Consider the following 14,585-nt stretch of genomic DNA (forward strand, 5'->3'; position numbering starts at 1 on the left):
CCCCGGCCGAGACGGACGCCGCCGCGGCGCCGGCGGAGGGCACGGCCGAGGCCGCTGCCCCCGCCGCCGAGGCAGGGGCCGACGCCGAAGCGCAGGCCGAGGCGGCCACCGAGCCCGGAACCGAGGCCGCTGCCGGTCCCGACACGGCTGATTCCGGCTCGCAGACCGAGCCCGAGGCTCCCTCGACGGATGGCGAGGGCGTCGATGCCGTGGCGATCAGCCCGGGCGGCGAGGCGGTCGTTCCCGCCGAAACCCACACCGACGTTCCGCAGGTCGAAGAGCATTTCCAGGCCGAGCAGGGCGTCGTCGAGGCCGTCGCCGGCCACGGCGAGGAGCCGCATGAAGACGACCACGGCACGGATCACGGCTACGGCCATGTCGAGGACGTGCATTTCAGCTTCGAGGGGCCGTTCGGCCGCTTCGACCAGTTCCAGCTGCAGCGCGGGCTTCAGGTCTATACCGAGGTCTGCTCGGCCTGCCACGGGCTGGAATACGTCCCGATCCGCACCCTGTCCGATCCGGCAGGGCCGGGTTTGCCCGAGGACCAGGTCCGCGCCTACGCGGCCGAACTGCTACCGATTCTCGATCCGGCCCTGGGTGAAGAGCGGTCGCGCCTGCCGACCGACAACTTCCCCTCGATGGACGGCGACGGCATGGGGCCTGACCTCTCGCTCATGGCGAAGGCGCGCGCGGGCTTCCACGGCCCCTACGGCCTAGGTCTGAACCAGCTGTTCCGCGGCATCGGCGGGCCGGAATACATCCACGCCCTGCTGACCGGCTATACCGGCGAGGACTTGGAGCAGGCCGGCACGCTGCTGCACGCCAACACCGCCTTTCCGGGCGGCTGGATCAGCATGGCGCCGCCCCTGTCGGACGACCGCGTGACCTACGAGGACGGCACCCCGGCCACGGTCGACCAGATGTCGATGGACGTCGCGGCCTTCCTGATGTGGACTGCCGAGCCGCAGCTGATGAACCGCAAGCAGGTGGGCCTCGTCTCGGTGCTGTTCCTCGTGCTGCTGACGGTGCTGCTGTACCTGACCAACAAGCGCCTCTGGGCGCCCCACAAGGTCAAGCGCAAGCACTGATCCTGACCGGATCGCCACGCTGCCGGACGCGCCCCGTTAGGGGCGCGTTTTCCATTTGTGCAGACGCTGGCTGGACAAGCGCCGCCGCCTTGCCACAGATGACCGCAAGTGAAGGAGACGGCGCATGGCTATCTGGAACCTCGGTTCGATCAACATCGATCACGTCTACCGCCTCGACAGCCTGCCCCGGCCCGGCGAGACGCTGGCCTCGCGCGGCTATGCGGTGGGCCTTGGCGGCAAGGGCGCCAACCAGTCGGTCGCCGCCGCGCAGGCCGGGGCGCGGACGCGGCATCTCGGCGCGATGGGGATGCGCGACCGGTGGGTCCGCGAGCGGCTGCGGGACGCCGGCGTCGACATCGCGGGCGTGCAGCGCCTGCCGGACCATGTCACCGGCCATGCGATCATCATGGTGGACGCGACCGGCGAGAATTCGATCATCATCGACCCTGCCGCCAACCGCTCGCTGGACGAGGCGCAGCTTCTTGAGGACATGGCCGAGATGGCGGCAGGCGACCTGTTGCTGATCCAGAACGAGACCAGCTGCCAGCTCGCCGCCGCCAAGGCCGCGCGGGCACGCGGTGCGCGGGTGCTCTACTCGGCCGCGCCCTTCGATCTGGCGGCGGTGCGCGCCGTCCTGCCCGAGGTGTCGATCCTCGCCATGAACGAAGTCGAGGCGGCGCAGCTTTTCGACGCCATGCCGGGGGATCTGCCGGTCGAGGGGCTGCTGATCACCAAGGGCAGCAAGGGCGCGGAATACCGCGACCTGAAGACGGGCCAGGTGCACCACCAGCCGGCCTTCCCCGTCACCGCCGCCGACACGACGGCCGCGGGCGACAGCTTCGCGGGCTACTTCGCGGCGGCGCTGGACGAGGGCGCCGCGATCCCGGCGGCGCTGCGGCTGGCCGCCGCTGCGGCGGCACTCAAGGTCACGCGGCAGGGGGCGGGCGACGCCATCCCCACGCGCGCCGAGGTCGAGGCCTTCCTCGCCGATCAGCCGAACTGACCGTTCCCGATCTTGCCGCGCACGCCGCCGGTCTGCGCCCGGTCCATCAGCAGGTGGTCCAGGATCACGCAGGCCGCCATCGCCTCGGCCACCGGGACCGCGCGGATGCCGACGCAGGGATCGTGACGACCCTTGGTGATCACCTCGATCTCCTCCCCCCGCGCGTTGATCGAGCGGCGGGGCGTGGTGATCGAGCTGGTCGGCTTGATCGCGAAGCGCACGACGATGTCCTGCCCGGTCGAAATACCGCCGAGGATGCCGCCCGCATGATTCGACAGGTATTCCGGCCCGGCCTCGCCCATACGGATCTCGTCGGCATTCGCGACGCCCGTCAGCGCGGCCGAGGCCATCCCCTCGCCGATCTCCACCGCCTTCACCGCGTTGATCGACATCATCGCCGCCGCCAGGTCGGTGTCGAGCTTGGCATAGACCGGCGCGCCGAGGCCGGGCGGGCAGCCCTGCACGCAAACCTCCAGCGCCGCGCCGACGCTGTTCTGGTCCTTGCGGATGCCGTCGAGATAGTCCGACCAGGCCTCGACCGCTTCGGCGTCCGGCAGGAAGAACGGGTTGCTGTCCACCGCCGACAGGTCCAGCCGCGCCCGGTCCAGCCGCATCTCGCCCATCTGAACCATGTAGCCGGTGATCCTGAGCTGCGGCACCAGCGCGCCCAGCACCGCCTGCGCGACCGCGCCCGCCGCCACCCGCGCCGCCGTCTCGCGCGCGCTGGACCTGCCGCCGCCGCGATAGTCGCGCACGCCGTATTTCAGGTGATAGGTGATGTCGGCATGTCCGGGGCGGAAGCTGGTCGCGATGTCGCCATAATCCTTAGACCGCTGGTCCGTGTTCTCGATCATCAACTGGATCGAGGTGCCGGTGGTCACTCCCTCGAAGACGCCCGAGAGGATGCGGACCTGGTCCGGCTCGCGCCGCTGCGTCGTGTGCTTGGAGGTCCCCGGCCGGCGGCGGTTGAGGAAGCGCTGGATATAGGCCTCGTCCAGCGGCACGCCCGGGGGCACGCCGTCGACGGTGGCGCCGAGCGCGGGCCCGTGGCTTTCGCCCCAGGTGGTGAAGCGGAACAGTCGTCCGAAGGTGTTGAAGCTCATGGGGCTGTCTCCTCGGACAGTGCTTTCAGCTCGTAGATCAGGTCCAGCGCCTCGCGCGGGCTGAGGGCGTCGGGATGGACCGCCTTCAGCTTGGCGTCCAGCGGGCGGCTCTTGGGCGCGGGCGGCGGAGGCGCTGCGCGGAACAGCGGCAGGTCGTCGATCAGCGCCGCCGGCCGCGCCGCCCCCTCGCGCTCGCCCGACTCGAGTGCGTCGAGCACCGCGCGGGCGCGTTCAACGACCAAGGCCGGCAGGCCCGCCAGCCGCGCGACCTGCACGCCATAGCTGCGATCGGCCGCGCCCTTGCGGACCTCGTGGAGGAAGATCACCTCGCCCTCCCATTCCCGGACGGCAACGGTGGCGTTCTCGACCCCGTCAAGCTTGGCCGAAAGCGCCGTCATCTCGTGGTAATGCGTGGCGAAAAGCGCGCGGCAGCGATTGACCGCCTGCAGATGCTCCATCACCGCCCAGGCAATCGAGAGCCCGTCCCAGGTCGCCGTGCCCCGCCCGATCTCGTCGAGGATCACCAGCGCCCGGTCGTCGGCCTGGTTGAGGATCGCCGCCGTCTCGACCATCTCGACCATGAAGGTGGACCGGCCGCGCGCCAGATCGTCCGCCGCCCCAACGCGGCTGAAAAGCTGGCTGACGAGGCCGACATGCGCCGCCCGCGCCGGCACGAAGGCCCCGGCCTGCGCCAGGACAGCGATCAGCGCGTTCTGGCGCAGGAAGGTCGATTTGCCCGCCATGTTCGGGCCGGTCAGCAGCCAGATGGCCGGGGTCGCGCCGCTCGTCAGCGCGCAGTCGTTTGCGACGAAGCTGCCCGCCTTGCGCTTCAGCGCGCGTTCGACGACCGGGTGCCGGCCGCCCTCGATGCTGAAGGCGCGGCTGTCGTCCACGCGCGGGCGCACCCAGCCCTCGCCCGAGGCGAGGTCGGCGAAGGCGCCGGCGAGGTCGATCTCGGCCAGCGCCCGCGCCGCCTGCCCGATGGGCGCCGCCTGCTCGAGGATCGCGGCGCGGAGCCGCTCGAAGATGCCACGCTCGATCTCCAGCGCGCGGTCGCGGGCGTTGAGGATGCGGGTCTCCAGCTCCGACAGCTCGACCGTCGTGAAGCGGATCTGATTGGCGGTGGTCTGGCGGTGGATGAAGCGCTCGGGCCGGGCCAGCATCCGCTCGGCATGGGTGGTCGTCGTCTCGATGAAGTAGCCCAGCACGTTGTTATGCTTGATCTTCAGGCTGGGGATGCCGGCCTCCGTGGCGTAGTCGGCCTGCATCCCGGCGATGACGCCGCGCCCCTCGTCCCGCAGGCGGCGGGTCTGATCGAGGTCGTGGTCATAGCCCTCCGCCACGAAGCCGCCGTCGCGGGCCAGAAGTGGCGGCTCGGCGACCAGCGCCTGGTCCAGCAGGTCGGTCAGCGCGTCATGGCCGACCAGATCGCGCGCGGACGCGGCCAGCACCTGCGGCGCGTCCTCCGGCAGGCGTGCGGCGATCTGCGCGCCCTGCGCCAACCCGTTGCGGATCGCGGCCAGATCGCGCGGCCCGCCCCGCTCCAGCGCCAGCCGCGACAGCGCCCGGTCCATGTCCGGCACCCGCGCCAGCGCCGCGCGCAGGTCCGACAGCAGCCGGGCGTCGGCGGCCAGCGCCTCCACCGCATCGTGGCGCGCATGGATCAGCGGCAGGTCGCGGGACGGCGCGCTGATGCGCCGCTCCAGCAGCCGCGCACCGGCCGCCGTCACCGTGCGGTCGATGGCCGACAGAAGCGAGCCCTCGCGCCCTCCCGACAGCGCCTGCGTCAGCTCCAGATTGCGCCGGGTCGCGGCGTCGATCTGCATCGCGCCGCCCGCCCGTTCCCGGACAGGCGGGCGCAGCAGCGGCAGCTTGCCCTTCTGCGTCAGCTCCAGATAGTCGACGATCGCGCCCATGGCCGACAGCTCGGCCCGCCCGAACGTCCCGAAGCCGTCCAGCGTCTCGACCCCGTAGAGCGCACAGAGCCGCCGCGCCCCCGCTGCGCTGTCGAAGGCGCTGGCGTGAAGATCGGTCAGCGCCGCCCCGGCCTCGGCCACCAGATCATCGAGGCCGGGGGCGCAGGTCACCACCTCGCGCGCGGTCAGCCGCGCCAGCTCGGGCGCGAGGCGCGGCAGGGGGCAGTCCATCACCGAAAAGGCGCCGGTCGAGATGTCGACCCAGGCCAAAGCGCCCTCGTCCCGGATCAGCGCGTAGGCGGCGAGGTAGTTGTGCCGCCGCGCCTCCAGGAGCGATTCCTCGGTCAGCGTGCCGGGCGTCACCAGCCGCACCACGTCGCGGGCCACGACCGACTTGCTGCCGCGCTTCCTGGCCTCGGCCGGGTCCTCCATTTGCTCGGCGATGGCGACGCGGAAGCCCTTGCGGATCAGCGTCAAGAGGTAGCTCTCGGCGGCATGGACCGGCACGCCGCACATCGGGATCGGCTCGCCCAGATGCGTGCCGCGCTTGGTCAGCGCGATGTCCAGCGCGGCCGCCGCCGCCACCGCGTCGTCGAAGAACATCTCGTAGAAATCGCCCATCCGGTAGAACAGCAGCGCGCCGGGATTGGCGTCCCGGATCGCGAGATACTGCGCCATCATCGGCGTTGGCTGGTCGGTCATGTCCTTCGTCATGGCCGCGTTCTAGCGGCTTGCACGCGACCGGGAAACCTCTACATTCATGGCCTACCTCGGGGTGCCCTTATGGCTGAGACGCGCAAGCGGACCCGTTGAACCTGATCCGGCTCACACCGGCGGAGGGAAGGTCGCGCACTCCTTCTTTTCGATCACCCAAAAGAGGAGGCGCCCATGCGTACCGCCCTTGCCTTGCTGCTTCTGGCGACCCCCGCCGCCGCGCAGGACCGCGTGCTGACCATCTATGCCGAGGATTACGTCGCCAGCGAATGGGGCCCCGGCCCCGCCATCAAGTCCGGCTTCGAGGCCTTCTGCGACTGCGAGCTGCGCTTCGTCACCGGCGACATCCTGCCCCGCCTGCTGATGGAGGGCGAGGGGACCGAGGCCGACGTGGTCTTCGGGCTGAACACCGACGTTCTGGCCCGCGCCCGCGCCTCGGGGCTGTTCGCGCCGCACGGGCAGGACACGTCCGACATGTCGCTGCCGATCGAATGGACCGACGAGATCTTCCTGCCCTACAACTGGGGCGAGACGGCCTTCGTCTATGACGAGACGCGGCTGGATAACCCGCCCGCCAGCTTCGACGAGCTGCTGGACGCGGATGTCCGCATCGTGATCCAGGACCCGCGCAGCTCGATCTCGGGCCTCGCGCTGCTTCTGTGGGTCAAGCAGGTCTATGGGGATGAGGCGCCCGAGGCTTGGGCGAAGCTTGCGCCCAAGGTGCTGACGGTGACGCGCGGCTGGTCGGAAAGCTACGGCATGTTCACCAGCGGCGAGGCGGACATGGTGCTGTCCTACACGACCTCGCCCGCCTATCACATCGCCGCCGAGGACGACCTGACGAAGAAGGCCGCGATCTTCCCCGAGGGGCATTACTTCATGACCGAGGTCGCCGCCCAGCTGGCCGGCACCGACCAGCCCGAGCTGGCGCAGCAGTTCATGGACTGGATCCTGACGCCCGAGTTCCAGGCCGAGATCCCGCTGGCCAACTGGTCCCTTCCCGCGAAACTTCCCGAGGCGGACTGGCCCGAGGTGATGCGCGATCTGCCCCGTCCCGAAGTGACGCTGTTCTATTCCGAGGACGAGGCCGAGGCGCTGCGCCAGCCTGCGCTGGACGAATGGCTGCGCGCCTTCAACTAGGCCATCTGGTCGCCGCCTTCCTCGCCGCCGGCATCCTCGGGACGCTGGCGGCGGTCGCATGGTTCGCGGGCGGCCTTGGCGGCCTGACCGAGTGGGACTGGCGCGCCGTGCGCTTCACCCTGTGGCAGGCGGCGCTGTCGGCAACCCTGTCCGCGCTGCTGGCGGTCCCGGTCGCCCGCGCGCTGGCCCGCCGCCGCTTCCGCGGCCGCGGGTTGCTGGTCACGCTGCTGGGCGCCCCCTTCATCCTGCCGGTCATCGTCGCGATCATGGGCCTCATTGCCATCTTCGGCCGCAACGGCGCCCTGAACGAGGGGCTGCGCGCGCTCGGCCTGCCCGAGATCGGCATCTACGGCTGGCAGGGCGTGATCCTGGCGCATGTCTTCTTCAATCTGCCGCTTTCGGTGCGCCTGATCCTGCAGGGCTGGCAGGCGATCCCGGCCGAGCGCTTCCGCCTGGCCGCCAGCCTCGGCTTCGCCCCCCGCGACATCGCCCGGCACCTCGAGCGCCCGATGCTGCGCGAGGTGCTGCCGGGCGTCTGGCTGGCCGTGTTCCTCGTCTGCCTGACCTCGTTCACGGTGGCGCTCGCCCTCGGCGGCGGTCCGCGCGCCACCACGGTCGAGCTGGCCATCTACCAGGCCTTCCGCTTCGACTTCGACCTCGGTCGGGCGGCGACGCTTGGGCTCGTGCAGATCGCGCTCTGCATCGGCGCGCTGCTGGCCGCGCGATGGATCGCGGTACCCGCGGGCTTCGGGGCCGGGATGGACACGGCGCATGCGCCGCCTGCGCCGGCCGGTTGGCGGCGTTGGGCGGACGTTGTTGTGATCACGGCGGCCGCGGCCTTCCTGCTGCTGCCGCTGAGCGCCGTGATCGCCAGCGGCCTGCCGCGGATCGCCCAGCTGCCGGCCGAGGTCTGGGACGCCGCCTGGCGCTCGGTCATCATGGCGGTGATCTCGGCGCTGCTGTCGATGGCCGCTTGCCTCGCGCTGGCCCTGACCGTCGCCCGCAGCGGCGCGCGGTGGGTCGAGACGGCGGGCATGGCGCCTCTGATCGCCTCGCCGCTGGTTCTGGGAACGGGCCTCTTCATTCTCCTGCGCGGGATTGCCAGCCCGCAGCAGATGGCGCTGCCGGTGACCGTGGCGATCAACGCGGCGATGGCGCTGCCCTTCGGTCTGCGCGCCCTGATCCCGGCGGCGCGGACGCTTCAGGCGGACTACGGGCGGCTCGCGGCCTCGCTGGACCTGCGCGGATGGGCGCGGCTGCGGCACCTGACCCTGCCGCGCCTCGCCCGGCCGCTCGGCTTTGCCGGAGGGCTGGCGGCCGCGCTGGCGATGGGCGATCTGGGTGTGATCACGCTGTTCGCGACGGACCAGCCGACGCTGCCCCTGAAGCTCTACCAGCTGATGAACAGCTACCGGATGGCGGATGCGGCGGCGGCCTCGGTCCTGCTGATGGCGCTCAGCTTCGCCCTCTTCTGGGCCTTCGACCGCGGAGGGCGCCTTGAGCCTGACCCTTGAGAGCATCCTGATCCGGCAGGGCGAGTTCGCGCTGGCGGCCGACCTGACCCTGCCCGCCGGCGGCCGCTTCGCGGTGATCGGTGCCTCTGGCTCGGGGAAGTCGACGCTCCTGTCGCTGATCGGCGGCTTCCTTGCGCCCGAGGCCGGGCGCGTCCTGTGGTCCGGGCGTGACATCACGGCGCTGCCGCCGGGCCAGCGGCCGGTCTCGACCCTTTTCCAGAGCCACAACCTCTTCCCGCACCTGACGGTGGCGCAGAATGTCGGGATGGGCCTGCGCGCCGATCTTCGTCTCGACGCTGCGCAGAAGGCCCGCGTCACCGCGAGCCTGGCCGAGGTCGGGCTGGAGGGGATGGAGGCCCGCCGCCCCGCCGCCCTGTCGGGTGGCCAGCAGAGCCGCGTCGCCCTAGCCCGCGTCCTGCTGCGCGACCGCGACATCCTGCTGCTGGACGAGCCGTTTTCGGCGCTTGGGCCGGCGCTGAAGTCCGAGATGCTGGCCCTGCTGGCGCGCATCGCCGAGCGCACCGGCGCGACGGTGCTGATGGTCACCCACGATCCGGCCGACGCCCGCGCCTTCGCCCCCGAGACGCTGCTGGTCGAGGCCGGTCGCGTCCACCCGCCGCAGCCGACCGCGGCCCTGCTGGACAACCCGCCACCGGGCCTGCGCGCCTATCTCGGCTGACGGCGGCTTGACATTGCCGCGCCGGTTTGTATGGATCGCCGCGTTGGGGTCGTAGCTCAGTTGGTAGAGCGCGTCGTTCGCAATGACGAGGTCAGGGGTTCGATTCCCCTCGGCTCCACCAGTTTCTCCAAGCTGATGATCACAGGGCGCAAGGCTTTCGCCTGCCGCGCCCGGCAAAAGTTCAACGAAGCATTACACCACCTGCAGCCTGTTCGCGTGTAGTTTCGCCCTGTTCTTTAACTTGGGTGTACATGATGGCAGTGGTTAAGGCCTACAGCGGCGTCGACAGCTTCAACGTCGATCTGAACTTCTTTTTCCGGCACTTCTACGACGACTACTTCTACGACAACATAAACCTCAGCTACCAGGAGCGGACCTACCAAGATGTCTACGCCGTCAACGGGTATGATGGCTGGAACGATCTGATGCTGTTCCTCGGCGGCACCGGGCTCTCCTTCGATCCGGCGACGCAGCGGGCCTCGGGGACGGTGACGGGGATGTTCGAGGAAACCTACTATGGCGAGTCGATCATCGACATTCTGGGGATTTCCGTCTCGGCTGCACAGGTCTATCAGGCCGCGTCGACCGCCAGCAACGCGGACGACAGGGCGCTGATGGCAAACATCTTCCGCGGCAACGACACGATCAACCTCAGCAACTTTGCCGACAGGTTCGAGGGATTGGGCGGCAACGACCTGATGTCCGGACACGGCGGCAACGACACCCTCTATGGGAACGAGGGCAACGACACCCTGCGGGGCGGCGAGGGGCGCGACCGGCTGTACGGCGGTTCGGGGAACGACCGGCTGGAAGGCGGGAGCGGGAACGACCGGCTTGACGGAAGCTCGGGCGCGGACACGCTGGAGGGCGGGTCCGGCAACGACACCATGCTCGGTGGGGACGGCAACGACGTGCTGCGCGGCGGCTCGGGCATCGACCTGATCACCGGCGGCCTCGGGCGCGACGTGATGACCGGGGGGCTTGGGGCGGACCGCTTCATCTTCACCAGCCCGGCCCAGTCGGTCATCAGCGCCACGACGCGCGACGTGATCACCGACTTCAGCCGAGCCGACGGCGACCGGATCGACCTGTCGGGGATCGACGCGAACCTCCGGGCCTCGGGCGATCAGGCCTTCCGCTTCGTCGGCACCTCGGGCTTCTCGGGCACGGCGGGTGAGCTGCGCTACCAGCACGTCAACGGGGTGACCGTGGTCTCGGCCGACCTGGACGGCGACAGGCGTGCGGACTTCACGCTGGAGCTGACCGGGCAGGTGCGGCTCGGCGGGCAGGACTTCCTGCTCTAGCGGCACCCGCCCGGGCGCGCTAGGCTGGCTCCGTCCTTCGGAGCCTGCCATGCGCGCCACCCTCGCCCTTCTCGCCGCCCTGCTCGTCGCCTCGCCCGCGGCGGCGACGCAGGAATACATCCTGCCGACGCTGTTCGACGTGACCGGCGTCGCCGCAAACGACGTGCTGAACCTGCGCGCCGAGCCGAATGCCGGCAGCCAGATCCTCGGCGCGCTGCCGCCGGACGCGACCGGGGTGGAGGTCGTCGAGGAGCGGCGGGGCTGGGCGCGAGTCAACCTGCGCGAAGCGTCGGGCTGGGTTTCGATGCGCTATCTCGCGTACCGCGTGGATGTCTGGGAGGAGGGGCGACTGCCCGCCGCCTTCTCGTGCTACGGGACCGAGCCCTTCTGGTCCGTGACCGCGCGGGACGGCGCGCTGGCCCTGTCGACGCCCGAGACGCCCGAGACGCCCGAGACGCTGTTCCCGGTGACGGCGATTTTGGGAACCGGGGTCTTCCGCGATCCGACCCGCGTCGTGCTGGGCGAGGGCGCGGTGCTGACCGCAGTCCCGCAGCAATGCTCGGACGGGATGTCCGACCGGCGCTTCGGCCTGGCGGCCCTGCTGACGCTGACCCAAGGCGAGCCGCGGCTGCTGAGCGGCTGCTGCTCGATCGAGGCGCGCCCGCGATAGCGGCTTGCAATGAAGCCCGCGCGGCGCTACCAGCTTGAGCGAGCGCGGGTGTAGCTCAATGGTAGAGCAGAAGCCTTCCAAGCTTACGACGTGGGTTCGATTCCCATCACCCGCTCCAACCCCTCCTGATGCCTGCCGCCAGGTTGCGGCCGGGAACAATCGCCCGCCGATGCGGTTGTCCACCGCAATGCAGCGGCTGCGGCCGCAGCGGCTTCAAGGAGAGCATGACATGGCGACCAAGAACCTGGAAAAACTGTTCCACGAAACGCTCCGCGACATCTACTACGCCGAGCGCAAGATCCTGAAGAACCTGCCCAAGATGGCCCGTGCCGCCCAGGCCGACGAAGTCCGCGCCGCCTTCGAGCAGCATCGCGAGGAGACCGAGGGCCAGATCGAGCGCCTGCAGAAGGTCTTTGAGCTGCTGGGCAAGCCGGCCCGCGGCAAGACCTGCGACGCGATCGAGGGGATCATTTCGGAAGCCGAGGAGATCATGGACGAGTTCAAGGGCTCCACGGCGCTGGACGCGGGCCTTGTGGCCGCGGCGCAGGCGGTCGAGCATTACGAGATCTCGCGCTACGGCACGCTGAAGCGGTGGGCCGAGGTGCTGGGCATGGACGAGGCCGCCAAGCTGCTGGACGAGACGCTGCAGGAAGAAACCGCCACCGACGAGAAGCTGACCCAGGTGGCCGACAGCACCGCCAACAAGAACGCGATGGAAGCGGCCTGACCGGCCGCGACGCCGTCGATGAAAGGCCCCGCCGCGGCGGGGCCTTTTTCGTGCTGTGGCACGGCACGCCAAAGATGCGGCCGCGCGATCCGCGGGAAAGAGCTTGGCGGGGCGCAGGAACAATGCGCTCGGCCCGGTGTTGCACGACCGTCACGCCCTGAAGGGAAACCCCATGCCCACCAACAACGATTCCATCGAGAGGCTCCGCCGCGAGCATGGCACGACCGACGCCCCGGACCAGCCGGCGACGGTCGAGGCGTTGCGGCGCGACATCGACAGCGGCGCAACGGGCGACAAGGTCAACTATCCCGATCCCGCGGCGGCCCCGCTCGGGGCGGATGACGAGGCCGGCGGCCATTCTCCCAACCGCGAAGAAATGCGCATGGCGCGCGAGGCCGGTGCCGCAGCCGCGTCCGACTATGTCGCACCGGTGCCGGGGGTGGACCACTCCGCCTCGGAGGCCGGACAGCCCGCGGACATGGATTACTACCGCGAGGACAACGCCACCGGCTCGTCGCTGGCGCTGACTGCGGTCGCGATGCCGATCGTGCTGCTGCTGCTGATCGTCTTCGGCGCGCTGTGGTACTGGATGTGACGCCGGCGCGGCGTACTGATTTAAGTTAATGCGCTCAAGATCCCTGGCTCGCAACCGCCTGACGAGGCAGCCTGTTTTTCGGGCAGTTTGAGGATCTTCATGTCGCCGCCTGCAACCTGCTCGGGAACAATTCAGGCAGCGTGATCGTTTCGTGATCATAGCCAGCCGGAGCAGAACGATGACCTTCCAGCGCCTCCCTGCCTCTTCGTCCGTCCTGCCCCTCACCTCTGATGCCAGCGCCGTCGCGGTGCCCGTGCAGCCGGTGGAGGCCGATCCCGACGTTCCCGATGTCCCGGGACTTGGCCACAACCGCCGCCGCAGCATCAAGCGCCGCACCAGCGTCACGCTGCATCTGGAGTTGCATGAGGACGGAGAGATCCACATCCATTCGCCGGACATGCCCTACCTGATCCTGTCCGACCGGAACCCGCGCAACCTGATCGGCGATGTCGGCGGCGCGCTCTGCTACGAGATCCGCCGCCGCTTCTCGGACTGACCCACCACGCCATGCGACAGACGGCCCGATGCATCCGCGTCGGGCCGTTCTTGCATGCGCTGCCGCGTCGCGGCGCCACATCCGGTGCAAAATGACGCGCTGCGGCGCCATGCGCCCTTGCGACCCTGCCCCGATGCGCTAGCCTTCTTCTACCCCTAGCCTCTGATCCCGGTGGCAGCGCAGCGCGAAAGGCAGTCCGATGTTCGACCAGGCCGACGCCATCCTCCTGGCCCGCATCCAGTTCGCCTTCACGGTCAGCTTCCACTTCCTGTTTCCGGCCTTCACAATCGGGCTGGCCAGCTATCTCGCGGTGCTGAATGGCCTCTGGCTGTGGAAGAAGGACCACAAGTATCTCGACCTCTTCCGCTACTGGGTTAAGATCTTCGCGCTGGCCTTCGCGATGGGCGTCGTCTCGGGCATCGTCATGTCCTACCAGTTCGGCACCAACTGGTCGGTCTTCTCGGACCGCGCGGGCCCCGTGATCGGCGCGCCCATGGCCTACGAGGTGCTGTCCGCCTTCTTCCTCGAGGCGGGCTTTCTCGGGATCATGCTCTTCGGGCGCGAGCGGGTCGGCCCGGTGCTGCACATGATGGCCTGCCTCGCCGTGGCGGGCGGCACCGCGATGTCGGCATTCTGGATCCTGTCGGTGAACAGCTGGATGCACACCCCGGCCGGGTTCGAGCTGGACCTGCAGACCGGCCAGTTCCTGCCCACCAATTTCTGGGAGGTGATCTTCAACCCCTCCTTCCCCTATCGCCTGATGCACACGGTGACGGCCGCCTACCTGACCACCGCCTTCATCGTCGGCGGCGTCGCGGCGCTGCACCTTCTGCGGCACCGGCACCGCCCCGACCAGGTCAGCCCGGCCACGCGGACCATGTTCTCGATGGCGATGTGGATGGCGGCGATCTTCGCGCCGGTGCAGATCTTCCTCGGCGACATCCACGGGCTGAACACGCTGGAGCATCAGCCCGCCAAGGTCATGGCGATGGAGGGCCATTTCGAGAGCCACCCCGAGGGCGCGCCGCTCTATCTCTTCGGCATCCCGAACCAGGCCGAGCAGCGGCTGGACTATGCCGTCGGCATCCCCAAGCTCAGCTCGCTGATCCTCAAGCACGACCTGAACGCGCCGCTGGACGGGCTGGACACGATCCCGCTGGAGGATCAGCCCCCCGTCGGCATCGTCTTCTTCGCCTTCCGCATCATGGTCGCGATCGGCTTTGCCATGCTGGGCCTCGGGCTCTGGTCGCTGTTCGCGCGCTGGCGGGGGCGGCTCTATGACTGGCCGATGCTGCACCGCGCCGCCGTCCTGATGGCGCCATCGGGGCTGATCGCCGTCCTCGCCGGCTGGATCACGACCGAGGTCGGCCGCCAGCCCTTCACCGTCTACGGCCATCTGCGGACCGCGGACAGCGTCTCGCCGCTGGACGCCGCGGCGGTGGGCTCGTCGCTGATCGCCTTCGTCATCGTGTATTTCGCCGTCTTCGGCGCGGGCACCTGGTACATCCTGCGCCTGATGTCGCGCCCGCCGCATGTGGCCGAGCCGAACATGGACGAAGACATGGACGGCCCGATCCGCACCGCCGGCACCACCCCGGTCCAGCAGACCCATCGCACCACCCCGATAGGAGAGTGA

At 69.6% G+C, this 14,585-nt stretch carries 12 protein-coding genes, 2 tRNA genes, 1 pseudogene and 1 riboswitch; of the genes and pseudogenes, 13 read left to right on the forward strand and 2 right to left on the reverse strand.

From position 1 onward, the window contains the following. Window positions 1-365: 365 nt before the first annotated feature. Window positions 366-1,088: pseudogene (locus tag BLP73_RS19960) on the forward strand (cytochrome c1); the annotation flags it as partial. A gap of 124 nt (window positions 1,089-1,212) precedes the next feature. Further along, window positions 1,213-2,091: a ribokinase gene (locus BLP73_RS05005; RefSeq protein ID WP_090740954.1), complete on the forward strand. Its 879-nt coding sequence runs from the start codon at window positions 1,213-1,215 to the stop codon at window positions 2,089-2,091. Here BLP73_RS05005 and aroC read toward each other — a convergent pair. Continuing rightward, entirely contained in the window at window positions 2,079-3,194 is a 1,116-nt protein-coding gene (gene aroC / locus BLP73_RS05010; RefSeq protein WP_090740956.1) for a chorismate synthase, read from the reverse strand. The two genes, BLP73_RS05005 and aroC, sit on opposite strands and share 13 nt — an antisense overlap. Continuing rightward, window positions 3,191-5,812: a DNA mismatch repair protein MutS gene (gene mutS, locus BLP73_RS05015; protein WP_090741406.1), complete on the reverse strand. Its 2,622-nt coding sequence runs from the start codon at window positions 5,810-5,812 to the stop codon at window positions 3,191-3,193. Before mutS ends, aroC begins: the two co-directional genes overlap by 4 nt. A gap of 59 nt (window positions 5,813-5,871) precedes the next feature. Continuing rightward, window positions 5,872-5,969: riboswitch (TPP riboswitch) on the forward strand. Window positions 5,970-5,998: 29 nt separating this feature from the next. On the opposite strand from mutS, the gene BLP73_RS05020 reads away from it, so the two are divergent. From BLP73_RS05020 to BLP73_RS05070, 11 genes are all read left to right on the forward strand, one after another. Further along, window positions 5,999-6,964, forward strand: coding sequence for a thiamine ABC transporter substrate-binding protein (locus BLP73_RS05020; RefSeq protein ID WP_090740958.1), 966 nt, complete (start codon window positions 5,999-6,001; stop codon window positions 6,962-6,964). Beyond that, the gene (locus BLP73_RS05025; protein WP_090740960.1) at window positions 6,943-8,478 is read left to right on the forward strand and encodes a thiamine/thiamine pyrophosphate ABC transporter permease ThiP; all 1,536 of its coding nucleotides are present in this window, start codon (window positions 6,943-6,945) and stop codon (window positions 8,476-8,478) included. Before BLP73_RS05020 ends, BLP73_RS05025 begins: the two co-directional genes overlap by 22 nt. Then, entirely contained in the window at window positions 8,462-9,157 is a 696-nt protein-coding gene (locus tag BLP73_RS05030) for a thiamine ABC transporter ATP-binding protein (protein ID WP_245686553.1), read from the forward strand. Before BLP73_RS05025 ends, BLP73_RS05030 begins: the two co-directional genes overlap by 17 nt. A 45-nt stretch (window positions 9,158-9,202) precedes the next feature. Continuing rightward, a tRNA-Ala gene (locus BLP73_RS05035) sits at window positions 9,203-9,278 on the forward strand. A 130-nt stretch (window positions 9,279-9,408) separates the two neighbouring features. Then, window positions 9,409-10,461 carry a calcium-binding protein gene (locus tag BLP73_RS05040; protein WP_090740962.1) on the forward strand — a complete coding sequence of 351 codons (1,053 nt, stop codon included), beginning with the start codon at window positions 9,409-9,411 and terminating at the stop codon, window positions 10,459-10,461. Between the two features lie 49 nt (window positions 10,462-10,510). Then, window positions 10,511-11,131, forward strand: a complete 621-nt coding sequence (locus tag BLP73_RS05045) for an SH3 domain-containing protein (protein WP_090740964.1) — start codon at window positions 10,511-10,513, stop codon at window positions 11,129-11,131. 44 nt (window positions 11,132-11,175) lie between these two features. Continuing rightward, window positions 11,176-11,249: transfer RNA gene (locus tag BLP73_RS05050), tRNA-Gly, on the forward strand. A 111-nt stretch (window positions 11,250-11,360) separates the two neighbouring features. Beyond that, window positions 11,361-11,858 carry a YciE/YciF ferroxidase family protein gene (locus BLP73_RS05055; protein ID WP_175453242.1) on the forward strand — a complete coding sequence of 166 codons (498 nt, stop codon included), beginning with the start codon at window positions 11,361-11,363 and terminating at the stop codon, window positions 11,856-11,858. A 172-nt stretch (window positions 11,859-12,030) separates the two neighbouring features. Then, complete coding sequence (locus BLP73_RS18970) at window positions 12,031-12,453, forward strand: hypothetical protein (protein ID WP_139165899.1); 423 nt, start codon at window positions 12,031-12,033, stop codon at window positions 12,451-12,453. Between the two features lie 178 nt (window positions 12,454-12,631). Then, window positions 12,632-12,949, forward strand: coding sequence for a hypothetical protein (locus BLP73_RS05065; protein ID WP_090740968.1), 318 nt, complete (start codon window positions 12,632-12,634; stop codon window positions 12,947-12,949). Between the two features lie 199 nt (window positions 12,950-13,148). Continuing rightward, window positions 13,149-14,585: a cytochrome ubiquinol oxidase subunit I gene (locus BLP73_RS05070; RefSeq protein ID WP_090740970.1), complete on the forward strand. Its 1,437-nt coding sequence runs from the start codon at window positions 13,149-13,151 to the stop codon at window positions 14,583-14,585.

The organism is Paracoccus tibetensis (assembly GCF_900102505.1).
Lineage (GTDB): Bacteria > Pseudomonadota > Alphaproteobacteria > Rhodobacterales > Rhodobacteraceae > Paracoccus > Paracoccus tibetensis.